The following is a 22978-nucleotide window of genomic DNA, read 5'->3' on the forward strand; positions in this document are numbered from 1 at the left end:
GCAGTATGGAAACAAGACCATTACCGTCCAATCGCGGAGGTGAACCGCGATGACCCTGCCCGCCCACCGCCGGCCCGGCCGGCTCATGGAAGGGTTTCCCGCCCTCGGCTGGGGCGAGCCGATGGCGTCCGAGTTCGACGAGCTCTTCGGCCGTATGAACGATCTGCTGGCCTCGGCCGCCGCGACACCCGCGGGCGCCTGGTCGCCCCTGGCGGACATGCACGAGACCGACGACGCCTATGTGATCGAGGCCGAGCTGCCCGGCATCAAGTGCGAGGACATCGACGTCGAGGTGGACGACCAGCACCTGCGCATCACCGGCGAGTACAAGGAACGCGAACGCGAAGGCGTCCTGCGCCGCAGCACCCGGCGGTCGGGACACTTCGAGTACCGCGCCCTGCTGCCCACCGGCGTCAACGCCGAGGAGGTCAAGGCCCAGTTGTCGGACGGCGTCCTGACCGTCACCGTTCCCAAGGCCCAGAGCGCGAAGCCCCGGCACGTCCGGATCACCGAGAGCTGACGGGCAGCCGACCGCACCATGTCCGGCACATGGGGACCCCGGCCCATCGTCGTCGGTGTCGACCCGGATCCGGCGAGACGCAACGCACTGACCTGGGCCGCGGACGAGGCGGCACTGAGGAATCTGCCGCTCACCCTGGTCTACGCCCAGGGAGTGCCCACGGCCGGCTACACCTCGGGGGAAGTCCTGCCTTCCTGGGAGCGCTGGAACGCGGCCCTGCACGTGGAGGGCGAGCGGCTGCTCGAGCGAGCGGTCGCGTACGTCGGGTCCCGGCAGCCCCGCGTGGCGGTCAGCACGCAACTGGTGGAAGGTCATCCAGCCTGGGTCGTACGGGAGATGGCGCCGGGGGCCGCCATGGTGGTCCTTGGGTCGTGGCGCCTCGGCGCCGTACAGGAGTTGTTCACTTCTGCCTCAGTGGCGCTTCCGGTCATCGCTCACGCCCCGTGTCCCGTCGTCGTGGTCCCCGAACCGGAGGAGACCGACGAGCGGTCCCGATACCTCGTGGTGGGTGTCGACGGACATCCGCGTTCCGCCGCGGCCGTCGGCCTGGCCTTCCAGGAGGCCGCGCTTCATGGAGCGGCCTTGCGCGCCCTGTACGTGTGGCACCCGCCGTTGCTGGGCGTTCTGGACGAGGGCGCCGCCGAGCGGGAGTGCCGCCGCCTGCTGTCCGAGTCGGTGGCGGGGCACCGCGCCGCCTACCCCGGGGTGGACCTCACTCAGGAGGTCGTACGGGGTCACCCGGTGGCGGTGTTGACCCAGGCGTCCGAGCGGGCGTGCGCGCTCGTCGTGGGAACGCGGGGGCAGGGCGGCTTCAGCGGCCTGCTGCTGGGGTCGGTGAGCCAGGGTGTGCTCCATCACGCGCGTTGCCCCGTCATCACCGTCCCGCCGTCGGGCACGGCGGCTGCCTAGACCCGGGCGCGTCCGTCGCCCGCCCGGACCGCCGGCCCCCGGCACGGACAGGAGATCCCCATGGACGAGCACTCCCGGCCGCCCGTTCCCGACGGCCCGGTCGTCGTCGGCACCGACGGCTCCGACGTCTCCACCCGCGCGGTGCTGTGGGCGGCCGAGGAGGCCACCGCGCGTGGCCGACCCCTGCAGATCCTTTGCGCGACGCACGTCGATCTGCTTCCCGACGAACTCACGGAGGACGTCATACGGCCCATCCTGGACACAGCGGCGGACAGGGCGGACAGGGCCGCCCGAAAGGCGACCGGCCGCTTTCCGGGACTGCAGGTGACGACGTCCACGAGCCGCGGCGATCCGGCGGAGAGCCTGGTCGAAGCGGCGGGGGCGAGGGGAACCGTCGTCGTGGGCTCCCGAGGACTCGGCGGTTTCCCGTCACTGCTGCTCGGGTCGGTCGGACGCCAGGTGACCAGGTGGGCCACCGGACCGGTGGTGGTGGTGCGCGGGGAGCCGAGGACACCAGCGGTAACGGTCCTGGTCGGTGCCCGTGACGCCCGCGACATCCTTCCGGTCCGCTTCGCAGCCCTGTACGCACAGCGACGGGATGCCGCGTTGAGGGTGCTCGGTGCATGGACCCTGACGCACCATCTGGAGAGCATGGCACCCATGGTCGCTTCCGTCCGGGCCGTGGCCGAGCGGCAGGCCGACCACACCGCACCCCTCGTGGCCGCCGTGCGTGAGGAGTATCCGAACGTGAGGGTCGCGGAGGAGGTGGTACGGGTCCCGTCGGCTGCAGGCGCACTGGTCGCTCAGTCCGCGCACGTCGATCTGGTGGTGCTCGGAAGCCGTGATGCCACCGGGCTCCTCTCGGCCCCGGTGGGGCGGGTCGCCCAGGCGGTACTGGAACACGCGGCGTGTCCTGTGGCCCTGGTGCCACGCGGGTGACACGCCATCGGGGCCTGTTGGCCGCCGTGCTCATCCCCGGCCCGCGGGGCCCCCGTGCCCGTGCCATGCGTGTGCCCGGCGCAGCCGCACCGCGTCCTCGTGTTCGGCCTGCTCCAAGGCGCGGTCCACTCGGTCCAGTTCGCGCTGGAGCCGCGGAATCCAGTGACGGCGCAGCACACGCACTCGACGCTGTGTGCGACTCATCTCGGCTTCCACGATGCGTACCGCCGACGAAGCCGCCGCATACGAGGCGGCCGATGTCACCACCTCCCGGTAGGCGGCCTCGGCGCGCAGCAGGGCCGTGTTGCCGGGCGCCGCCGTATCCGGCGCGCGCGGCGGGACCTGGACCGCCACGGAGGCAGGCCGGCGCACCCCGAGGGAGGTGGTCCACTCCACCGTGACGACGGCGGGGCCGCCCGCACCCGCGGCGGCCGCGATCAGTGCGTGTTCTCCGCCGATCACCACCGCGCGCAGCAGCCAGGTCTCGGCGTCGGTGACGCAGGCCCGCCAGCCGGCGGCGCAGTCCCGCTGCGTACGGGACAGGGCGTCGTGCTCCCTGTGCAGGAGGTGGAGCTTGCGGTCGAGGAGATCCGCACCGTGGGAGGCGACGTGCAGGCTGCGCCGCAGCCGCAGGCGTGCCGCTCGTCCCGGGGCGCGGTGGCCGCCGTTCACGTGGGGCGCTCCATGTGCACGCCGTGAGCGTGGCGCAGCTCCGGTGGAAGCATCGTCAACTGCTCGGGCCCGAGGGTGAGCAGCACGTCCCAGGCGCGTTCGAAAGTTTCGTCGAGAGTCACCGCCTCGTCGGGGCGCTGGTCGACGAATCGGTGCAGGAAGGCTGCCTCGAAGTCCAGATAGCGGCGGTCCGCCGGGCTGAGCGCCTCGAGTCCCACCAGTTCTGCCAGTTCGCCGACCTGGCGGGCGCGGGCGAGGGCGGCCAGGAGTTGGGCGGCCACCTGCAGGTGGTCCGGCCGGGTGCGGCCGGGACCGGCACCCTTGCGCATCAGGCGGGACAGGGATGCCAGCGCGTCCACGGGCGGATAGACACCTCGTGCTTCCGCATCTCGGGACAGCACGATCTGTCCCTCGGTGATGTATCCCGTCAGATCGGGAACCGGGTGGGTGATGTCCCCTGCGGGCATGGTCAGCACGGGCAGTACGGTCACGGAGCCGGGGCGGTCCTTCAGCCGCCCGCAGCGCTCGTACAGGGACGCGAGGTCGCTGTAGAGGTATCCGGGGTAGGCGCGGCGGCCGGGGATCTCCCCGCGGGCCGCTGACACCTCACGCAGCGCCTCGGCGTAACTCGTCATGTCCGTCATGACGACGAGGACGTGCCGGCCCATGGCGAACGCCAGGTGCTCGGCGACGGTCAGAGCGACACGCGGGGTCAGGAGGCGTTCGATCACCGGCTCGTCGGCGGTGTTCACGAGCAGCACGAGTTCGCCGCCGGCCGACCGTTCCTCCAGCGCCTCCCTGACGAACCAGGCGTCGGCGTGCGTCAGGCCCATGCCGGCGAAGACCACGCTGAACGGCTCGCCACCGACGGTGGCCTGGGCGGCCATCTGCACCGCGAGTTCCAGATGCCGCAGCCCCGCGACGGAGAAGACGGGCAATTTCTGCCCACGGACCAAAGTGGCGAGCCCGTCCACCGCCGCCACACCCGTGAGCACCGGTTCCGCGGGTGGCCCGCGCCGCGCCGGATTGATCGGGTAGCCGGTCACGGCCGCCTGCTCCGCCGCCGTGACCGGCGGGCCGCCGTCGGCAGGCTCGCCGCGGCCATTGCAGACCCGGCCGAGCCAGCCGGGCCCCACCGGGATGTGCAGAGGGCGGCCGGTGAAGGCCACGCGCAGCCGCCGTGGGTCCATTCCGGCCGTGTCCTCCAGGACCTGGACCACCGCGAGGTCCCGGTCCGCATCCACGACGAGTCCGTGCCGCCGCTCCCCCGTGCCGAGGGTGATGACCGCGAACTCGTCCCATCCGACGCCCTCGGTCCCTTCGACGACCAGGAGCGGGCCGCGCACGTCGCGGACGTTCTTGTACTCCACCTCGCTCCGCGCCGTCATGACGCAGCCTTCGGCAGCGCGTCGAGCGCCTGCAGCATCTCGTCGCGCCGGCTCGCCACTTCTGCGGCGTCATGGGGCCCGGCTGCCTCACGGGCACGTAGCAGCGGCCCGAAGTCCGTCTGCTCAACGGGCTCGGGGCTTCCTCCGGCGGCGACGATCTCGCGGCACCGATCGGTGACGGCCAGCACGGCCTCGGCCAGCGCGGCCGTCTTCTCCGGGCTGCTGTAGGCGTCCCGTGCCGACAACGCGTTCTGCTGGAGCAGTCCTTCGCGGACGAGGCGGCCCGCGAGCACGCTCATCCGCTCCTGTGCCGGGAGCGCGGTGATGCCCACGAGGTCGACCAGGGGCCCGAGCCGGTCGGCCTCCGCGAGCAGGGCGCCGACACGCCGGCGGTGGTCGGACGGGTCCCCCGCCGTCGGCCCTTCGCTCAGGACCGCCGCGTCCCTGGAGAACGATCCGGCCCAGGAGACGGCGGGATAGTGACGCGCGTAGGCGAGGTCGCGGTCGAGCGCCCACAGGCAACGGACGAAGCGCTCCGTGTGCGCGGTGACCGGTTCGGCCGTATCACCCCCGGGCGGTGAGACCGCGCCGATGACGGTCACGGAGCCCTGCCCGCCACCAAGCGTGGTCACCGCGCCTGCGCGTTCGTAGAAGGCGGCGATGCTGGAGGCGAGGCCCGCCGGGTAGCCCTCCTCGGCGGGGAGCTCTCCCGAACGCGAGGCGAACTCCCTCAGCGCCTCGGCCCACCGCGAGGTGGAGTCGGCGATGACCACCACGTCCAGGCCCATGTCCCGGAAGTACTCGGCCACCGTCATGCCGGTGTGGACACCGGCCTCGCGTGCCATCATCGGCATGTCGGAGGTGTTGGCGACGGTGACCGTGCGATCCGCCAGCCTCCCGCCGGTACGGGGATCCTCCAGTTCGGACAGCTCGTCGATGACGTCGGCCATCTCGTTGCCGCGCTCGCCACAGCCGATGTAGACGATCACGTCGGCGTCGCACCATTTGGCGATCTGTTGCAGCAGCATGGTCTTGCCGGTTCCGAATCCCCCGGGTACGGCCGCGGTACTGCCTCTGGCGACGGGGAACAGCAGGTCGACGACGCGTTGGCCGGTGGTGAGGGGGTGCCGCGGGATCCGGCGCGCGCGTACCGGACGCGGACGCCTCACGGGCCACGAACCGGTCATCGCGATCTCGGTTCCTGCGACGACGGCCACCACCGCGTCGCGTTCGCGGTCCCCGGCGGGCGCGATCCACTCCACCTCGCCGGTGACGCCGGGAGGCACCAGGACGCGCAAGGTCACCGGTCCTGCCGTCCGCACCTCCCCGACGGCCTCGCCCTCGCCGACCCGCTGTCCCGGGCAGACGCAGGGCACGAAGCGCCCATCACCTTCCCGGCCCGTGGTTTCCACGGCCGCACCTGGCCGGATACGGTCGCCGATCCCGGTCAGCGGGCGCAGCAGACCGTCGAAGATCCCTCCGAGCAGTCCGGGTCCCAGGCGGGCGCAGAGCGGGTGTCCCGCCCCACGGGCGGGGTGTCCCGGCGCGAGACCGCCGGTGTACTCGTAGGCCTGGACGGTGACCACCCCCGCCTCGATGCCCACGACCTCACCGGGCAACCCGGCCTCGCCGAGGAGGACCAGGTCGTGCATCGCGATGCCGCCGGTGTACTCGATCTCGACGAGCGGTCCGGTGACGCGCAGCACGTGACTGGGCGGGCCGCCGGGGCTCAGGGCGTCCACAGGCTCTCCAGCGCGCAGCCTGCGCCGTCCACCACCCGCAGGGCTGCCGACTCCAAGGTGAGGTCGGCGCGGCGTCCCGGCACCCGGGCCTCCACGCCTCCTGTGGGGTGTTCCCGGACCTCGGCGTCCGGCCCGAGCAGGGCTCGGGCCCGCCCGGTGAGCGTGTCGAGGAGGCGGGGGTAGTCCGGCTCGTCGCGGAGCGCCATGACCCGCTCGGCGACCCGGCGGCGCAGTTCGCGGTAGGCCCTGGCCTGTGCGTGGAGCCGATCGGCGCGTTGCTGCCGGTGTGCCGCCGTGATCGCGGCGGCACGGGCTCTCGCAGCCTCGGCCTCGCCCATGCTGCGGCCCTTGGCGATGATCGCCCGGGCGAGGTCCTCAGCCTCGGCCAAGGTCGCCTCGGCGTCGCTGTCGGCCCTCGCGAGGAGGTGGTCGGCTTCCGCCCGTGCACGACGCAGCAGGCTGTCCCGTACGGGCTGCAACGAGTCCGTCACTGCGGCATCACCGCCGTCAGGGGGTGGCCGCACGACAGCCGCTCGGATCCCAGGGCCGCAGCCGCCGCCGGACTGAGGATGACGAGATCGACGTCCGCAGGCAGGGCCTGCCAGGCCTCGTGGACGGCATGCGCGCCCTCGGCGACGATGACGTCGACCCCGGCCAGGGCCAGACCTGCGACTCGGGGCTGTTCCCCGACGGCTGTGACACGTCCCATCGTCAGGCCTTCCCGATCAGGAGGATCGCGACGACGAGACCGTAGATGGCGATCCCCTCGGCAAGTCCCACGACGACGATGGCCCGGCCGAACAGCTCGGGTCGCTCGCTCAGCGCGGCGAGGGCGGCGGCTCCGGTGTACGCGACGGCGATGGCCGCGCCGATGGAGGCTCCGGCGACCGCGATGGCCGCGCCGATCAGGGCGGCCGAGTTGCCGGACGACGCGGCGGCCGTCTGCGTGCCACTGGCGGCGGCAGGCGTGTCGGTGAGCGCGACCGCCACCAGGGCGACGGCCCCGACCAGCAACAGCAGGTTCATCACGGTGATCACCCGCAGGACGGCGCGTCCCCTGCGGCGCAGGACTCGGTGGGTGAGGGTGAAGGCCGCCACGACGGCGGGCAGGGCGATGAGCCAGGCGATCACGGTGGCGCCTCCTTGTGCTGAACGGGTGGGTGCCAGGGCTCGAATGGGTGGCCCTGCCCCTCGAAGACCCGTGAGAACAGCTCGTAGAACTCCAGCCTCAGCGCCTGGACCCCGGCCACCAGGGCTTCCAGGGCGAAGGTGACTGCGGTACCGACGACGAACAGGGCGCCGGCCGCGACGATGCCGGGTGCGCCGTGGGCCGCGAGCGCGCGCGTCCCCTGCCAGACGACGGCGGCGAGTGCCGCGTGCGTCAGCCCGAACGCCGCCACACGGGCGAAGGAGAAGACGTTGGCGCCGATCCGGATGACACCGTCGACGAGCTGGATCCCGGCCTGGAGCACCCCAGGGGCGCCTCCGGGGGTCAGCGCGTACAGCCCGGTTCCTGCGAGGACCAGTCCCGCGGTCGCCGCCGAGCCCCCCAGCACCCACCAACTGGTGCGTCCGAGGGCGAGGCCGACACCGACGCAGACCAGCCCGGAGAAGAGCACGGCTCCTGCTATCCCCGACAGGGCGTACAGGGCCGTTGTGCCTCCCCCCTCTCTCCACCGGTTGACCGCTCCGGCCGCGTAGGACAGGACGAGCAGGACGCCGCCGAGGCCGAGAGCGGAAAGCAGCAACCGCATCGGCTCCTGCAGGGGATCGAGCCACAGCACGGGCAGTACACCGGTGGGTCCGAAGAATTCGCCGTAGGCGGCTCCAGCCAGGATGCCGGCCACGCCGGCCGCAGTAACGAACGGCCACAGGTGGCGCCACCTCGCCAGCGGTCCAGGCTTTCCCCGCCGAAGGAAGAAAGCCCCCAGGACGAGCAGGCCCCCGTATCCGACATCACCGAACATCAAACCGAACAGGACGACGTAGACGAGTCCGGCGAGCAGCGTGAGGTCGAGGTTCCTGTAGGGCACGGTCCCGTAGACCCGTATCAACGGGGCGAAGGAGCCTCGCAGGGAGCCGGCGGCCCGCAGGAGGGTCGGCGGCTCGGATCCCGGGGGCAGGGGCAGCGCCACCAGTGACCCTCCGCAGGCGGCCAGTCGGTCGGCCGCGGCCGCCAGCCGGTCGCGTGGACACCATCCCGCCAGGGCTGCGACCTGGGCGCGCCGTACGGCGCTGTCCATTCGCTCTTCCATTTCGCGCTCACCGGTCAGCAGGTCGATGCGGTGGTCGTGTTCGAGGGTGTCGAGGTCGGGCGGGGTCTCGGCCAGCACCGGCGTCACGTGGGCGGCCTGCACAGCGCCAAGGTGACGCGCGGCGGGACCGGGTGTGATGTGCGCTGGGTCGTCGATGAGGTCGATCTGCACGCAGCCGCTCTCGGCGACCCGGATCAGCGTCTCGCGCAGGTTGTCGTAGGGAGCCACCACCGCGACCCGCTGCATGCGCACGGGAAGTGTCTGCTCAGTCCACCGCATCGAGGGCCTCCGGATCGCCACCGCCGCGGGCGGCCAGCTCCAGCGCGGCCCGAACCCGCCAGGCGTTCACGGACAGGAGGGCGACCGCGCCGAGTACCGGGGCGAAGCCGAAGGCCGCACGCCGAAGCAGTCCTCGCCCGTCCCGCTCGACCCTGTCCCACCAGCGCAACTCTGCCCTCCACAGCTCACCGGGTTCCTCGATGCCGCTGACGGCCCACCGCGCGTCGGCGGGGAGGCGGCGGACGAAGTCGCCGTAGCTGAGCGCCCGCATGGCCGCCGGCCCGATGGTCCGTGCCGCGCGCCGGGCCGCGGGCCCGGGCACTTCCCTGCCCATGAGGTACGTCTCTCGTGCCACCAGCAGAGCCAGCCGGCCGGACGCCCAGGCAGCGGCGCCGGGAACCGCGGTTGCGATGCGCTGTGCGGCCGATACGCGCAGGCTTGTCGCGAGGGCGGCCGCGGTGGGTGCGCCTGGGTCCCCCCATGCGGAGGCCGCGAGCGCGGACCTCAACCCGCCGGGTGACGCCGTTGCCGAGATCGGTCGCCAAGCCGTGTTCAGCGTGCCGAGCCGGTAGGGCGGGTAAGGGGGGACCCCAGCCTGCAGGGCCCTGGCATGTGCCTCGATGCAGGCGATCTCGAAACCCGACGCCAGCAGGCGGACGGCGGCTGCTCCGGAGCGCGACTGCCAGCCGGCCAGCACGCGCAGATGCCACAGCAGGGTGGCTGCGACGGAGCGCTGCGCTTCGGCGAGGCCGGCCGCCGGGGCCAGGTCGTGGCGGTAGGGCGTGGCCGTCAGACGGGCCAGGGCCTGGTGCAGCGTGGCGGAGGCCGCCACGTCGGCGACGGCGGCCGGTGCCAGGCATCGCGAGAGCATCGACCGGGCGCGCACCGCGCCCGCCACCTGCACGGCGCTCATGGATCCCGCGCCTCCGGCCCGCCGAGGAGCGCTTCGGTGGAGTCGGCGGCCAGCCGGTCGACGAACCCGGGCATACGGCGCTCCACACGGGAGCGCAGTTCGGCCAGCTCCCGTTCGGCTCCGGCCCGGATTCGTACCAACTCGGCCCGCGTTGCGGATCGCTCCCGGTCCATCACGCGAGCCGTCTCCTTCTCGGCGCGGACGTGCGCGGCCTGGACGATCTCGGCAGCCTGACGACGAGCCGTCTCGCGTCGTCGGGCGGCCTCGTGGTTCGCCGCCTCAAGCATCGTCCGGGCCAGGGCCCCGGTGGAGTCCAGGGCGGCGAGCGCGGGCTCCAGTTCGGCCCTGAGCTCGGCGCTGCGGTCGGCGGGCACCCCTCCGGCGGCGGCGGCACCCGGCAGGCCGGTCGGCCGGAAGCGCATCAGGAAATCGCGGAATGCCACCACACGATGCTCCTCGGGTTCCCACGGTTCCCCCCTCTCTCCACTGTCCCCGTCGATGGCGGCCGGCGCCTGTTCAGGTACGGGCGGCCGGGTTCCGTCCTCGGGACGTCGCGACGTGGCTGCCGGTGCACGAATTGCGACCGTGCGCGGCGGCGATCACGATGAGGTGAGGGCGTGCGCTCGACAGCCCGGAGTTCTCGCGACGGCCGATGCCGACCGGCTCACGACTGTCGTAGCCTCTTCCGGCCCGTCGGCGTTCCGCGACCGTGGGCGGCTCCTTCGTGGAGGGGAGTGACCGGTGCCATCACCTGGTGCGACGGCCCGCCCCGCGCGACCGGAGAAGATCTTCGACCGGGAGTCCGAGTGGTCGGCCCTCGTCGACTTCGTCTGCGACCCGGGGCCCGGACCCGCACTCGGCGTTGTCACGGGCCGGCCACGACAGGGCACTTCCTTTCTGCTCGAGGCCTTGGCGAATGCCATGGGCGGCTTCTACTTCTGCGGCCAGGACGAGTCGGCTGCGCAGTCCCTGCAGCGTCTCGGCAACCAGTTGGAGCGCCGCACGACCGGGCCCGCGCCCCGAGAGCCGCACAGTTGGAAGGACGCTGTCGATGCGCTGCTGGCTCTCGGGGAAGACCGCCCCGTACCGGTGGTCGTCGACGGCATCCCGGGGCTCGTGGAGCAGAGCCCGTCCCTGCCCGCGCTACTCCATCGAGCGCTCCACGATGCCGAGGCGAGCCTTCGGCCGCCCCGTACGCGTCTTTTCCTGTGCGGAAACTCCACGCCGGTCATGCGCAGGCTCTTCGGGGCCCCGTCACCGCTGCGTGGTCATGTCCGGCTGGAACTCGTCGTGCCGTCACTGGACTTCCGGCAGGCTGCGCGCTTCTGGGGCATTGAAGACACCCGGCTCGCGATGCTGGTGCACGCGGTCGTCGGCGGGACACCGGCCTACCGTGGTGATTTCGTCGGTGACGACGTACCGGCCGGACTCGACGACTTCGACGACTGGGTGTGCAGGACCGTCCTCAATGCGCGACTACCGCTGTTCCGGGAGGCCGGTCACCTGGTCGAGGAGGCAACGGACCACCGGGACCGGGCCCTGTGCCACTCCGTGCTCACCGCCATCGCCTCGGGTCACGTCACCGCCGGCGAGATGGCCGGCCATCTGGAGCGGCCCCTCACCGACGTCTCGCACGCCCTTGCCACCCTGCACGACCATTGCGTGCTCGAGGAGAGCCGGGACATCCTGCGCCCCGCTGTCACCCGGTACCGGATCGTCGAGCCCCTGCTCGCCTTCGACCACGCGATCATCCGTCCCCACGATTCGGTCCTCGAACGGGAACCTGCTCCCACGGTGTGGCAGCGGGTTCGGGGCACGTTCCACACGGACACCGCCGGACGTCACTTCGCAGACGTCTGCCGCGACTGGGCCGAGCGGTTCGCCGCCGCCCCTACGTTCGGCGCGCCGGCGATCTCCGACGCGGTGGTCACCGCGGTGTCGTCCGGCTCTGTGCCAGTCCCGGGACGAAGCACCGGCATCGACGTGGACGTGGGCGTCCGTGGCCGGGTGGGCAACCGTCCGGGGGTCCTGCTCTCGGTCGGCACGGCCTGTTGGAATGAAGCCATGGGGCTGGAGCACCTGGAGCGGCTCCGCCACGTGCTGTCCGACCTCTCCGAGCGGGGCGAGGACGTGAGTCGTGCCGGGCCCGTCTGCTACGGCGGGGCGGGTTTCAGCTCCGGCCTCCTCCAGGCGGAGCTGCGCGGGGACGTCGTCCTGGTCGGCCCCGAGCGTCTGTACCACGGTGAGTAGCGCACGGACCCGGTCCGCGTCCGCCAGGAAGCCCCTCGGGAGTGATCACATGGAAGCGAAGCAGTGGAGCGTTCAGATCTACATCACCGAGCACGGGGACGAGACCCACGCCCGTGCCCTCCTGACGACCCGGGACACCTCGAACGTCGCCGGTACAGGTGTGGCCCGACGCGCGTCTGCCGATGCCGTCCCCGAGATCGGTGACGAACTCGCCGCCGGCCGCGCTCTGGAGGACCTGGGTCGTCGGGTGCAGGCCGCGGCCGCCGAGGACGCACGTGGCCGCTCGGCACAGTGGGAGGAACCGCCAGGTCCCACGGCCGACGAGCAATAGCGCCGCGGTGACGTCTTCTCGCACGCCCCGCCGGCCGGGGCGGTTCGGCCCGTACGTCGGGCCGTCCGGCCCCGGGCCTCCGCCTGCCGGCGTGTCCACGCTGGGTGTGGCGGTCGGCGCGGTGCCGTGCCGCACGAGCGGAGGGGACACCGCCAGATGGACACCGGCATCGACAGGGACATGGGCTCCACATGGTGGGAGCCGCCGCCGAACCCGGAGTTGTTCGGTCACGTGGTCGTCGGCGTGGACGGATCGGCGCACTCCGGGACCGCGCTGGAGGCGGCGGTCGCGGAGGCCGATCGCCGAGGCGTGCGGCTGGAGATCGTTCACGGGCGGCCCTGGGGCGGGCGCGGACAGGGGCTGTGCCGTGGGCCCCGGCCCTACCACACAGCTCAGGCGGTACTGCGTCAGGCCGCGGCGCGGGCCGAGGAGCTGCGGCCGGGGCTACGGGTGAGCACGTCCCTGGTCGACCGGCCCGCTGGCAGCGTCCTGGTCCGCCGCGGCCATGACGCGGCCCTGACCGTGGTCGGGACGCGTGGACACGGCGGCGTCACCGGGACGCTGCTGCGCTCGGTGAGCCTGCGCCTGGCCGCGCACTCCCCCTGCCCGCTCCTTGTGGTGCGTGGTGGGGCAGCCGCGCATCCGGCGCGTGGCCGTGTGCTGCTGGGTCTGCGCAGCGGCGCGGACACCGAGGCGGCTGCCTTCGCCTTCGCCGAGGCCGGACGTCGCGGCGTCCCGCTGACGGTGCTGCACGTCTGGACCCGCCGAACGGGCGGGTCACCCGGCTGTGCAACGGCGGGGTTCACCGAGCGCGCACGCGCCGAGCAGGGCGTGCCGGTCAATGCGGTGGCCCGGTTGCGTACGGACCAGCGCGTGGTGGCCACGGACATCGAGACGGTGCGCGGCAGGGCGACAGACGTACTGGTCGGGGCAACCGCTGACGCCGACCTCGTCGTGGTGGCCGCGCACCGCCGCCCCGGAAGGACCGGCATGCGGCTCGGCCCGGTCGCCCGCGTCCTGCTGCACCATGCCCAGTGCCCCGTGGTGGTCGTCCCCGTCCCGGCGCCCGGGCGGCGGTAGGAGGCGGGTCCCCCGCTCGCCGCGTCAACGCGTGCGCCGGCTTCGCGGGTGGTGCAATGGCCCGCGGAGGAGGTGAGCAATGCGCGATCGAGCGGGTGCGGTGGTCATCGGGGTGGGAAACGTCTTCCGGAGGGACGACGGCGTCGGCTGGGCCCTCATCGAAACGCTGCGCGGTCGCTCCGCCGGGATCCGGCTGCCGAAGGAAACGGTGCTGCGGGAGTCCGCCGGCGACCCCGGGCAGTTGATCGCGCTGTGGGAGGACGCCGACCGGGCGGTCGTCGTCGACGCCTGCTTCCCGTCGGCCGCGCTTCCCGGGCGTGTCCACCGTTGGTGCCCGTCGCCCGGCGAAGTACCGCCGCCGGAAGCCGGCCGGCACAGCACGCACGGACTCGGCGTGGCCCACGCCCTCCGTCTCGCCGACGCCCTGGGGCGCCGACCGGCCGATCTGGTGGTGTACGCCGTCGAGGGAGCCGACAGGTCGCTGGGGACGGGGCTGAGCCCCGCGGTCGCGGACGCCGTCCAGCCCTTGGCCGAACGCATCGCGCGCGATCTCACTTCGCGTACCGGCGGCCGGCAGGGGCCGTAAGGGCGAAACCGCGCGCGGCACCGCCGTGGTTCAGGCGCGAGCGCCGCAGCCCCGTGGTGCAGTGGACACCGGCTGCTCCGAGCCACCCTCCCCGGCCCGGAGCGCGGACTGAGGGACGACATGACGGAACCTGGAAACACCGGAGCACTCACCTACGAGGCCGCGGAAGCCGTGCTGGACCGGGACGGCCTGGAGACCCTGGTGCGGGTGCTCCGGCGGCGTGGCCGGACCGTGGTCGGCCCCACGGTCCGGGACGGCGCCATTGTGCTGGCCGAGCTGGAGTCCGCCGCGGAACTGCCGCACGGGTGGGGGGTCGAACTGGAGGCGGGCCGGTACCGGATCCGCAGGCGCGCGGACACGGCGGCTTTCGCGCACAGTGCGGGCCCGCAGTCGTGGAAGTCGTTTCTGCACCCGGAGCGAGTACGCCAGTGGAGCGCGGACCGCGGTCCTGAGGGGGAGCTGACCGTACAGGAGGAGACGCCTGACCCCGTCTCCTACGCGTTCCTCGGTGTCCGTCCCTGCGACCTGCGGGCGATCCGGATCCTGGACCGCGTGCTGACCGGCGGCCGCCACCGCGATCCCGCCTACGGTTCGCGCCGTACCGGGGCCTTCCTCATCGCGGTGGAGTGCACCGAGCCCGGGGCCACGTGCTTCTGCGTCTCCATGGGCGCGGGGCCCGCCGTGGACGAGGGGTACGACCTCGCGCTGACCGAAGTGCTGGACGCCGACGGCCACCGCCTGCTGTGCCGCAGCGGAAGCGCGGAAGGCGCCGCCGTGCTCGCCGAGCTCCCCCGGCGCCCCGCCGATGACGCGACAAGACGCGCCGCCGCGGACGCGGTCGGCAGCGCGGCCCAGCGCATGGGCAGGAGCATGCCCGCAGTGGACCTGCGTACCCTGATGCGCGACAACCTGGAGGCCGACCGGTGGGACGATGTCACCTCCCGCTGCCTGAGCTGCGGCAACTGCACCATGGTCTGCCCCACCTGCTTTTGCACGACCACCGAGGACGTCTCGGACCTCACCGGTGACCACGCCGAGCGGTGGCGACGCTGGGACTCCTGCTACGACTTGGACTTCTCGGCACTGCACGGCGTCCCCGTGCGCGAATCGGCGCGCAGCCGCTACCGGCAGTGGCTGACCCACAAACTCGGAACCTGGCACGACCAGTTCGGCAGCTCCGGCTGCGTGGGCTGCGGCAGGTGCATCGTCTGGTGCCCCACCGGAATCGACCTCACGGTGGAAGCACGCGCCCTGCACGAGGAGGCCACGGGCACGGAGAGCCTTCGGTGACCCCACAAGCGCGCCCCATGGAGACCAAGGGCATCCTCGCCGCCCTCCCGGCCGAGCACCGGGACCGGCTCATGGCCCTCGCCGAGGAGGTGGCCTTCCCGACGGCGGTGCGGATCTTCGAGGAGGACGAGCCGGCGGACCGCTTCTGGATCATCCGTACGGGCAGCGTCGCACTGGACGTGCAGAACCCCGGCCGCGGCCGGGACGTCGTCGAAACCCTGGACAGCGGATCACTTCTCGGCTGGTCGTGGCTGTGCCCGCCCCGTCGGTGGCATCTCGGTGCGGAGACCCGGGAGGCCGTTACGGCTTGGCAGTTCGACGCCGCGGCCGTCCGCGGATTGTGCGCCGAGCAGCCGGCTTTCGGAATGGCGCTGGTCACCCTGGTCGCCCAGACGATCGGGCACCGGCTGCGCGCGACGCGCGACCGGCTGCTCGACCTGTACGGCCCGCGGGGAAGCGGGCCGGGGACATGAGCGACGTCGTACCCCTCCCCCACCGTGTCGTCGGCCGGCGTCGCGACACCTGCGACACGGTCACCGTCGAACTGGCTCCGGTCTCGACGGCACTCCCGCCTTTCGCTCCCGGCCAGTTCGCCATGGTCTATGCGTTCGCCGTGGGTGAGATCCCCGTCTCGGTGTCACGCATGACCGCCGGAGGACGCCTCTCGCTCACCGTCCGGTCCGTCGGGGCGGTGTCCGCCGCACTGTGCCGTGCCACCGTGGGGGCGACGGTCGGCCTGCGCGGACCATTCGGCACCGGCTGGGACACGACGGCCGCGCTCGGCCACGACCTGCTCGTCGTGGCCGGGGGGATCGGACTGGCCCCCCTGCGTCCACTGGTCCACACCGTCCTGTCCCGCCCGCAGGCCTACGGCCGGCTGAACGTCCTGATGGGTGCCCGGACCCCGCAGGATCTGCTCTACCAGGACGAGCTACCCGAGTGGCAGCAGCCTTTCGCAGCGGTCACCGTCGACCGGCCCACTCCGGACTGGAGAGGCCGGGTCGGGTTCGTCACCCGACTGCTCGGTGAGGCCCGGTTCACGCCGGATGACACCGCGGCGTTCGTCTGCGGCCCCGAGGTCATGATCCGCGCCACCGCCCGCCGGCTGATCCACCTCGGCGTACGTCCCGACCGCGTACAGATCTCCCTGGAGCGGAACATGCGATGCGCCACCGGTCACTGCGGTCATTGCCAACTCGGCCCCCTGCTGCTCTGCCGTGACGGACCCGTCGTTTCGTACGACCTGGCCCGACCGCTGCTCGCCGTACGGGAACTGTGACATGACCTCCTCCACCGCCCCGGAAAGGCCCTCCCGCCCACGACTGGGAGTGTTCAAGTTCGCCTCCTGCGACGGCTGTCAGCTGACACTCCTGGACTGCGAGGACGAACTTCTGGGCCTGGCCCACGAAATGGAGATCGCCCACTTCCTGGAAGCCTCCGGTGACGTCGGGCCGGGGCCGTACGACCTCGCACTGGTCGAAGGATCGGTGAGCACCCCCGAGGACGCGGCCCGCATCCGGCGTGTCCGTGCCGAATCGCGTCACCTCGTCACCATCGGCGCCTGCGCCACCGCGGGCGGCGTCCAGGCGCTGCGGAACTACGCGGACGCCACGGAGTACCTGACAGCGGTCTACGCCCGCCCCGACTACATCGCCACCCTCGCCACCTCCACTGCGATCTCCGCTCATGTGAGGGTCGACTTCGAGCTGCGCGGGTGCCCCATCGACCGTGGTCAGCTTCTCGAGGTCATCACCGCCTTCCTCTCCGGCCGCAAGCCGGACATCCCCAACCACAGCGTGTGCTTCTCGTGCAAGAGGCGTGGCACCGTGTGCGTCGTAGTCGCCCACGGCACGCCCTGTCTGGGTCCCGCCACCCACGCCGGTTGCGGCGCCCTCTGCCCGGCCTACGGACGTGGCTGCTACGGGTGCTTCGGTCCCGCCGGCACGACGAACCTCCCCGCGCTCATCCCGCTCCTGCGGCGCGACGGCCTGAGCGACGAGGACGCCGGACGCCTCCTGCACACCTTCAACGTCACCGCGTTCGCCAAGGTCCAAGAGGAGGACCAGCGATGAACGTGAGCGATGCCGGCGACGGGTCACGCGTCCTGCGGCTTCCCGCGCTCGCGCGCATCGAAGGCCAGGCAGCCCTGCGCCTCCTGCTCCGCCAGGGCACGGTCGCCCGAGCCCAGCTCGCGATCTACGAACCGCCACGGTTCTTCGAGGCCTTCCTGCGGGGCCGCGCGCACACCGAGCCGCCCGACCTCACCTCCCGCATCTGCGGGATCTGTCCCGTCGCCTACCAACTGACGGCGTGCAGGGCCGTCGAGGACGCGTGCGGGGTGACCGTCGACGGCCAGTTGGCCGCACTCAGACGTCTGCTCTACTGCGGTGAGTGGATCGAGAGCCAGACCCTGCACATCCATCTCCTGCACGCACCGGACTTCCTCGGCCATGACGACGTCATCGGCCTGGCCCGCGACCACCGGCAGCACGTCGAGCGCGGCCTGCGGCTGAAGCAGACCGGCAACGCCGTGATGGAGCTGCTCGGCGGGCGCTCCATCCATCCCGTCAACGTCCGGCTCGGCGGTTTCCACCGCACCCCCACGCGTGCCGAACTCCGCCCCCTCGCGGAAAGGCTGCGGGTCGCCCTCGACGACGCGTGGGACACCGTGCGATGGGTGGCGGGCTTCGACTTCCCCGACGCCGAATGCGACGCCGACCTGTTCGCCCTCGCCGAACCTGACACGTACGCCATCGAGTCCGGAGTGCCCACCGTCATGCGCTCCGGCGCGGCGGCGACGCGTGACTTCCCCGTCGCCGACTTCTGCACCCACGTCGTCGAGGAGCAGGTCCCGCACTCCACGGCGCTCCATTCACGGCTGGACGGCCGCCGGCAACTCACCGGCTCCTTGGCCCGCTACGCCGTCAGCGGCCACCTTCTGTCGCCCCTGGCCCTTCAGGCGACCCGGGAGGCCGGGCTGGCGGAACCACCTCTGCTCACCGGCGCCGGCTCCCCTCCGAACCCGTACCGCAGCATCATCGTGCGCGCCGTGGAGGTCCTGTACGCCGTGGAGGAGGCCCTGCGCATCATCGACGGCTACGAACCACCCCCGCGGCCCTGCGAGGATGTGCCGCCACGACCCGCGGTGGGGCACGGCGCCACCGAAGCACCCCGCGGACTGCTGTACCACCGCTATGCGATCGACGGCGATGGTCGTGTCACGGACGCACGTATCGTGCCGCCGACCGCCCAGAACCAAGGAGCCATCGAGGACGACCTCCGCCGCCTCGTGGAGAGGGAACTGGAACGCGGCGATGTCCCTGACGACGCGCTGGCCCGTCTGTGCGAACGCGTCATCCGCAACCACGATCCGTGCATCTCCTGCTCGGCACACTTCCTGGACGTGGACATCGCTCGCTCCTGCGGCCCGTGAAGAGGGTTTCGCGCCTTCCCGGCCTCTTGTCGCCTCGCCGTTTCATCGGGCCGGCAGGTCGAGCAGCCGGAAGCGGCCCGGTGGGATGGACCAGGTCCGGCCGTCCAGGTGGACGCGGACGGGTGCCGCGTCGGAGGCAGGGACGGTGATGCTGACATGGGTGGCGTCGACGTGGATGCGTACGCCCCAGTGGCCGCGGTAGCGGACCGTCAGGGCGAAGCGCGACAGCTGCGGCAGCGGCGCCGGATCGAGCCACAGGGCGTCCTCGCGGGCTTCCAGGCCGGTCAGGCCGCGCTGGACGAGGTCGAGGGTGCCGGCCATGGCGCCCAGATGGATGCCTTCCCCGGTGGTGCCTCCCTGGAGGTCGGTGACGTCGCCCAGCAGGGCCTCCTGCGCATACGCCCAGGCGTCGGCCCGGTGGGCCCGGGCCAGTACCCAGGCGTGCACCACTTTGCTGAGGGTGGATCCGTGGCTGGTGCGCCGCAGGTAGTAGTCGACTGTCGAGCGCCAGGTGCCCTCGTCAAGCCCGTACCCCAGCCGTTCGAAGAGGCCGCGCAGTTCGGTGGGCGGGAAGAGGTAGCCCAGCATGAGGACGTCGGCCTGTTTGGACGCCTGGTAGCGGTTGACGGAGTCCCCCTCGGCCTCCAGGATCCGGTCCAGCCGGCGGATGTCCCCGTACCGTGCGCGATAGCCCGCCCAGTCCAGTTCGTCGAGCTCGTCGTACCCGGCGAACTGGCTGATCACACCGGCGTGGCGGGGGACGTACAGCTTGCGTGAGACGTCCTCCCAGCGGTCGGTCTCCTCCGCGCCCAGGCCCGTGCGCTCGCTCAGTTCCTCGCGACGCGGGGCGGGCAGCATGCGCCATAGGTGCACGGCCCGGGTGAGCACCCACGCGGCGGTGACGTTGGTGTACGCGTTGTCGTCGACGCCGGGCGTCGCGGAGCCGGGGTAGGCGTCGTGGTACTCGTCGGGCCCGACGACACCGCGGATGCGGTACCGGCCGGTGCCATCGCACTGCGGATCCCAGGTGGCGGAGGATGCCCAGAAGCGGGCGATCTGCAGCAGCATCTCGGCGCCCTTGGTGTACAGGAACTCCGTGTCGCCGGTGGCCTGCCCGTACCGCCAGATGTTGTAGGCAACGGCGGAGCCGACGTGGTGCTGGAGCCTGGTGTGATCGGGCAGCCAGCGTCCCGAGCGCGGGTTGAGGTGGAGCGTCTGGGTCTCCTCGCGTCCGTCGCTGCCGCTCTGCCAGGGGTACATCGCCCCGGCGTACCCGGCCTGTTCCGCCGCCCGGCACGCCTCCTCCAGGCGGCGGTGGCGGTACTCCAGCAGTGACCGGGACACCTCGGGGAAGTGCAGGTCGAGGTAGGGCAGGACGAACAGTTCGTCCCAGAACACGTGGCCGCGGTAGGCCTCGCCGTGCAGTCCCCTGGCAGGCACGCCCACGTCGAGTTCGGCGGAGTGCGGGGAGAGGGTCTGCAGAACGTGGAAGGCGTGCAGCCGCAGGATCCGGCCGGCTTCGCCGGGGACGTCCAGGCCGGCGCGGCGCCACAGCCGCTCCCAGGCGGCGGAGTGCGAGTCGAGGAGGCCGGCGAAGTCCGGGGCCCGTTCGACCCGGTCGAGGGCGGCGTGCAGCGGGTCGCTGATCGCCGGGTCCCGGGAGGTGTGCAGGGCGACCGTCTTCTCGACGACCGCCGGCCGGTCCGGCCGCACGGGGACGGTCAGCCGGTGGACCACGGTGCGCTCCCCCGTTTCCAGGGAGCGTGACGCCGCAGGGCCTGTCGTGGCACGGGTGCGGGCGGCGAGCGCGATGCGGATGTCGGAGGTGGTCGTACGGCACCGCAGCCAGACCGTGTCGGGTTCCGAGGTGCCGGTGTGCATCCGGGTGAGGTGACGGCCGTTCAGGTCCCGGTAGCGGGCGACACCCGCGTTGCACACGTCGCCGTCGAGCGCGGACTCCACCTCCACGTCCCCCGACCAGTCGCCCTCCGCGCGGAAGACGGTGCGCAATGCCGCGATGTGCGGGTCGTGCATGTGCACCAGCCGGGTCTGCTCGACGGCGAGGATCCGTCCGCGCGGGTCGCGCAGCCGGAACGTCCGGGTCAGGGTGGCGTGTCGGAGGTCGAGGTCCTGCCGGTGCTCCAGCAGCGAGCCGTCGTCGGGGGTGAACCACGCCCCGCCGTCCCGGAGCCTGAACCGCAGCAGCAGCCAGTTGGGCAGGTTGACCATGTCCTCGTTGGCGACCTTCCGCCCGGCGACGGCGGAGTGGAGCCGGTTGTAGCAGCCGGCCGCGTAGGTGCCGGGGTAGTGGTGGGGGCCGGCGACGGTCTCCGGGGCGGCGCCGCGGGTGGCGAAGTAGCCGTTGCCCAGGGTGCACAGTGCCTCGCGCAGACGCTCCTCGGCGGGGTCGTAGCCCTCGTACGACCAGGTCCACTCCCCCATCCGTCACCCTTTCTGGTACCCGGTGGCCGGGCAAGGTCGCTGCACGCCTTTCCTGCGCCGGGTCGGGCGGAATGTCTGCCACACGAGCCTTCCCCGGATGCGCTGCCCGGCCCCGGGGGGCGGGGCAGGCGCTCCCTCGCGGAATCAGGTGGGCTGAGGAACGACGGCCACCGGACACGGCGCGTGGTGCAGCATCGCGTGATTGACCGGGCCGAGCTGGAGACCGAACGGGTTGTTTCGGCGGCGGGCACCTACGACCAGCAGATCCGCGTCGTCCAGCGTGGCAAGCAGGACCTTTCTGGCGTGGCCCTCGCCTGCGTACCGTCGGTAGCGGACGCCGGGGCGGGCGGTCGCCGCGGCGCGCAGGGCCTGGTCGAGATGTTCTTCGGCACGGCGATGGTGTGCCTTGACGGCCTCGTCCTCGTAGCCGGTCCATTCGGCTCCTTCGCCCGGCGGCATACGCCAGGCGTGGACGGCCCGCACGCCGCATCCGCGCAGCTCCGCCTCGTGGAAGGCGAACTCGATAGCCGCAGCGGAGTTCTCGTCCGGTCCTACACCGAGAACGATCCATCCCTGCTCGTCCTTGGTTCCCTGTTCTTCGCGGTCGCCCCTCACCACGACCACCGGGCACTGCGCACGGCCGGCCAGGGTCAGGCTGACCGATCCCAGCAGCAGGCCCGCCATGTCGCCGCGGCCGCGGTGGCCCACCACCAGTGCGGTGGCGTGGTTTCCCTCACGCAGCAGCGCGTACTGAGTGTCCTCGGTGAGGACCTCGGCCGTCATCTCAAGGCCCGGCTGCCGCAAGCGGGCCCGCTCCTCCGCGGAGCTCGCGATGTGCTGGGCGAGGATCTGCCCTTCAGGAGGTTCCCGGGTGAAGGAGGGTGCCCGTCCCTCGTACCGCTCCCACAGGGAGGCGTACACGATCCGCAGCGGCACTCCCCGCACGGCAGCCTCATCCGCGGCCCAGTCGACCGCCTTCAGGGCGGCGTCCGATCCGTCGGTACCCACGACCAGGGGAAGCGTCATGGCCTCCACCGCCTCTCATTGTTGCGGCTGCTGTATTGACGACACTGCCGAGTGCAGACCCGTGCGCGCATGGGCCGATCGGCCCGACCAGAGGGACGCCCGGCCGTGGCGGTGGCCCCACCGGCCCATGCGGGTCAGGGTGGAATCGGCCGACAGTGGGACCGGACGAGGCGAAGCCCGCCGGCGGCGGGCATGGCCTGAGACAACCGTGCAGGAGGCGGGGACGATGTACCACCGCAACGTCGGCGATCTGATGACCAAGGCGGTCGTATCGGTACGGCCGGACACGCCGTTCAAGGAGATCGCGAAGCTGCTCGCCGAACACGACGTCACCGCCCTCCCCGTCGTGGACGAAGGGAACCGCCCGGTGGGCGTGGTGTCCGAGGCGGACCTGCTGCGCAAGGAAGCGGGGCAGCCGGACCCGACCGGCCTGCTGCAGGCCCGCCACCCGCGGCCGGACGACCGCGCCCGCATCACTGCCACCACCGCGGAGGGCCTGATGAGCAGCCCGCCGGTCGTTGCACGACCCGAGTGGTCCGTGGTCGAGGCGGCCAGGGTCATGGAGCGCCGAGGGGTCAAGCGGCTGCCCGTGGTCGACGAGACGGGCCGGCTGGTGGGGGTGGTCAGCCGCGCCGACCTGCTCCGGCTCTTCCTCCGCAGGGACCGCGCCATCCGTGAGGAGATCACCGGCGAGCTGCTGGTGAGGACACTCGGACTCGCCCCGGGCGCCGTCGCCGTCCAGGTGGCCGACGGGAAGGTCACCCTCGAGGGCGTGGTGGACCGCCGCAGCCTCGTGCCGGTCGTCACGGAGCTCTGCCGCGGCGTGGACGGCGTCGTCGGCGTCGAGGCCCACCTGGGCTACAAGGCCGACGACACCGTCCGGCCGGCCCCCGCGCACCGCTGACCCCTGCGGCCGTGGTGAG

General features: G+C 72.3%; 24 protein-coding genes. 13 read left to right on the forward strand and 11 right to left on the reverse strand.

Translation table 11 applies throughout. From position 1 onward, the window contains the following. Nucleotides 1-49: 49 nt before the first annotated feature. From B085_RS0104905 to B085_RS0104915, 3 genes are read left to right on the forward strand one after another with little or no spacing between them, the layout of a single operon-like run. Nucleotides 50-520, forward strand: coding sequence for an Hsp20/alpha crystallin family protein (locus B085_RS0104905; protein WP_018557445.1), 471 nt, complete (start codon nt 50-52; stop codon nt 518-520). An 18-nt stretch (nt 521-538) separates the two neighbouring features. Continuing rightward, nucleotides 539-1429, forward strand: coding sequence for a universal stress protein (locus tag B085_RS0104910; RefSeq protein WP_026250685.1), 891 nt, complete (start codon nt 539-541; stop codon nt 1427-1429). A 60-nt stretch (nt 1430-1489) separates the two neighbouring features. Beyond that, the gene (locus B085_RS0104915; protein ID WP_018557447.1) at nt 1490-2368 is read left to right on the forward strand and encodes a universal stress protein; all 879 of its coding nucleotides are present in this window, start codon (nt 1490-1492) and stop codon (nt 2366-2368) included. A 30-nt stretch (nt 2369-2398) separates the two neighbouring features. Here B085_RS0104915 and B085_RS41275 read toward each other — a convergent pair whose 3' ends face one another. Genes B085_RS41275 through B085_RS45450 form a run of 9 tightly spaced genes read right to left on the reverse strand, consistent with a single transcriptional unit; the run spans nt 2399 to nt 10060 of the window. Continuing rightward, on the reverse strand, nt 2399-3040 hold the full coding sequence (locus B085_RS41275) for a V-type ATP synthase subunit D (protein WP_018557448.1): 642 nt from the start codon (nt 3038-3040) through the stop codon (nt 2399-2401). Beyond that, nucleotides 3037-4428 (reverse strand): V-type ATP synthase subunit B, encoded by a 1392-nt coding sequence (locus B085_RS0104925; RefSeq protein ID WP_018557449.1) that lies wholly within the window; start codon nt 4426-4428, stop codon nt 3037-3039. The genes B085_RS41275 and B085_RS0104925 overlap by 4 nt, the downstream gene beginning before the upstream one ends. After that, complete coding sequence (locus B085_RS0104930; protein ID WP_018557450.1) at nt 4425-6170, reverse strand: V-type ATP synthase subunit A; 1746 nt, start codon at nt 6168-6170, stop codon at nt 4425-4427. The genes B085_RS0104925 and B085_RS0104930 overlap by 4 nt, the downstream gene beginning before the upstream one ends. Continuing rightward, a complete protein-coding gene (locus tag B085_RS41280) occupies nt 6158-6661 on the reverse strand; it encodes a V-type ATP synthase subunit E family protein (protein ID WP_018557451.1) in 504 nt (167 codons plus the stop codon). The genes B085_RS0104930 and B085_RS41280 overlap by 13 nt, the downstream gene beginning before the upstream one ends. Next, nucleotides 6658-6879 carry a hypothetical protein gene (locus tag B085_RS0104940; protein ID WP_018557452.1) on the reverse strand — a complete coding sequence of 74 codons (222 nt, stop codon included), beginning with the start codon at nt 6877-6879 and terminating at the stop codon, nt 6658-6660. Before B085_RS0104940 ends, B085_RS41280 begins: the two co-directional genes overlap by 4 nt. 2 nt (nt 6880-6881) lie before the next feature. Then, the gene (locus B085_RS0104945) at nt 6882-7301 is read right to left on the reverse strand and encodes an ATP synthase subunit C (protein WP_018557453.1); all 420 of its coding nucleotides are present in this window, start codon (nt 7299-7301) and stop codon (nt 6882-6884) included. Then, nucleotides 7298-8671 carry an ATPase gene (locus B085_RS0104950; protein WP_202470471.1) on the reverse strand — a complete coding sequence of 458 codons (1374 nt, stop codon included), beginning with the start codon at nt 8669-8671 and terminating at the stop codon, nt 7298-7300. The genes B085_RS0104945 and B085_RS0104950 overlap by 4 nt, the downstream gene beginning before the upstream one ends. A gap of 19 nt (nt 8672-8690) precedes the next feature. Further along, a complete protein-coding gene (locus tag B085_RS0104955) occupies nt 8691-9617 on the reverse strand; it encodes a hypothetical protein (protein WP_018557455.1) in 927 nt (308 codons plus the stop codon). After that, a complete protein-coding gene (locus tag B085_RS45450) occupies nt 9614-10060 on the reverse strand; it encodes a hypothetical protein (protein WP_158689659.1) in 447 nt (148 codons plus the stop codon). The genes B085_RS0104955 and B085_RS45450 overlap by 4 nt, the downstream gene beginning before the upstream one ends. Nucleotides 10061-10358: 298 nt before the next feature. Between B085_RS45450 and B085_RS0104965 the strand changes: the two genes are divergently transcribed. The 9 genes from B085_RS0104965 (at nt 10359) to B085_RS0105005 (ending at nt 18587) form a co-directional block, all read left to right on the forward strand. Next, nucleotides 10359-11867 carry an AAA family ATPase gene (locus B085_RS0104965; RefSeq protein ID WP_018557457.1) on the forward strand — a complete coding sequence of 503 codons (1509 nt, stop codon included), beginning with the start codon at nt 10359-10361 and terminating at the stop codon, nt 11865-11867. A 49-nt stretch (nt 11868-11916) separates the two neighbouring features. Further along, nucleotides 11917-12198 carry a dsRBD fold-containing protein gene (locus tag B085_RS41290; RefSeq protein WP_018557458.1) on the forward strand — a complete coding sequence of 94 codons (282 nt, stop codon included), beginning with the start codon at nt 11917-11919 and terminating at the stop codon, nt 12196-12198. A gap of 156 nt (nt 12199-12354) precedes the next feature. Further along, nucleotides 12355-13278 carry a universal stress protein gene (locus B085_RS0104975; protein WP_018557459.1) on the forward strand — a complete coding sequence of 308 codons (924 nt, stop codon included), beginning with the start codon at nt 12355-12357 and terminating at the stop codon, nt 13276-13278. 79 nt (nt 13279-13357) lie between these two features. Then, nucleotides 13358-13864: a hydrogenase maturation protease gene (locus tag B085_RS0104980; RefSeq protein ID WP_026250688.1), complete on the forward strand. Its 507-nt coding sequence runs from the start codon at nt 13358-13360 to the stop codon at nt 13862-13864. Between the two features lie 120 nt (nt 13865-13984). Further along, the gene (locus B085_RS0104985) at nt 13985-15154 is read left to right on the forward strand and encodes a 4Fe-4S dicluster domain-containing protein (protein ID WP_018557461.1); all 1170 of its coding nucleotides are present in this window, start codon (nt 13985-13987) and stop codon (nt 15152-15154) included. A gap of 17 nt (nt 15155-15171) precedes the next feature. Continuing rightward, complete coding sequence (locus B085_RS0104990) at nt 15172-15627, forward strand: cyclic nucleotide-binding domain-containing protein (RefSeq protein WP_018557462.1); 456 nt, start codon at nt 15172-15174, stop codon at nt 15625-15627. Next, nucleotides 15624-16433, forward strand: a complete 810-nt coding sequence (locus B085_RS0104995) for an FAD/NAD(P)-binding protein (protein WP_018557463.1) — start codon at nt 15624-15626, stop codon at nt 16431-16433. Before B085_RS0104990 ends, B085_RS0104995 begins: the two co-directional genes overlap by 4 nt. Before the next feature lies 1 nt (nt 16434). Next, entirely contained in the window at nt 16435-17226 is a 792-nt protein-coding gene (locus B085_RS0105000; protein WP_026250689.1) for an oxidoreductase, read from the forward strand. After that, nucleotides 17223-18587: a Ni/Fe hydrogenase subunit alpha gene (locus B085_RS0105005; protein WP_018557465.1), complete on the forward strand. Its 1365-nt coding sequence runs from the start codon at nt 17223-17225 to the stop codon at nt 18585-18587. Before B085_RS0105000 ends, B085_RS0105005 begins: the two co-directional genes overlap by 4 nt. Nucleotides 18588-18629: 42 nt before the next feature. Here the strand turns inward: B085_RS0105005 and B085_RS0105010 are convergent, their stop codons facing one another. Next, complete coding sequence (locus tag B085_RS0105010; protein WP_018557466.1) at nt 18630-21029, reverse strand: glycoside hydrolase family 65 protein; 2400 nt, start codon at nt 21027-21029, stop codon at nt 18630-18632. A gap of 144 nt (nt 21030-21173) precedes the next feature. After that, nucleotides 21174-22055 (reverse strand): universal stress protein, encoded by an 882-nt coding sequence (locus tag B085_RS0105015; protein WP_026250690.1) that lies wholly within the window; start codon nt 22053-22055, stop codon nt 21174-21176. Between the two features lie 226 nt (nt 22056-22281). Here B085_RS0105015 and B085_RS0105020 point away from each other — a divergent pair, with 226 nt between their 5' ends. Continuing rightward, on the forward strand, nt 22282-22959 hold the full coding sequence (locus tag B085_RS0105020) for a CBS domain-containing protein (protein WP_018557468.1): 678 nt from the start codon (nt 22282-22284) through the stop codon (nt 22957-22959). The last annotated feature ends 19 nt before the right edge of the window (nt 22960-22978 follow it).

This window comes from Streptomyces sp. BoleA5, assembly GCF_000373665.1.
In the GTDB taxonomy this organism is placed as follows: domain Bacteria; phylum Actinomycetota; class Actinomycetes; order Streptomycetales; family Streptomycetaceae; genus Actinacidiphila.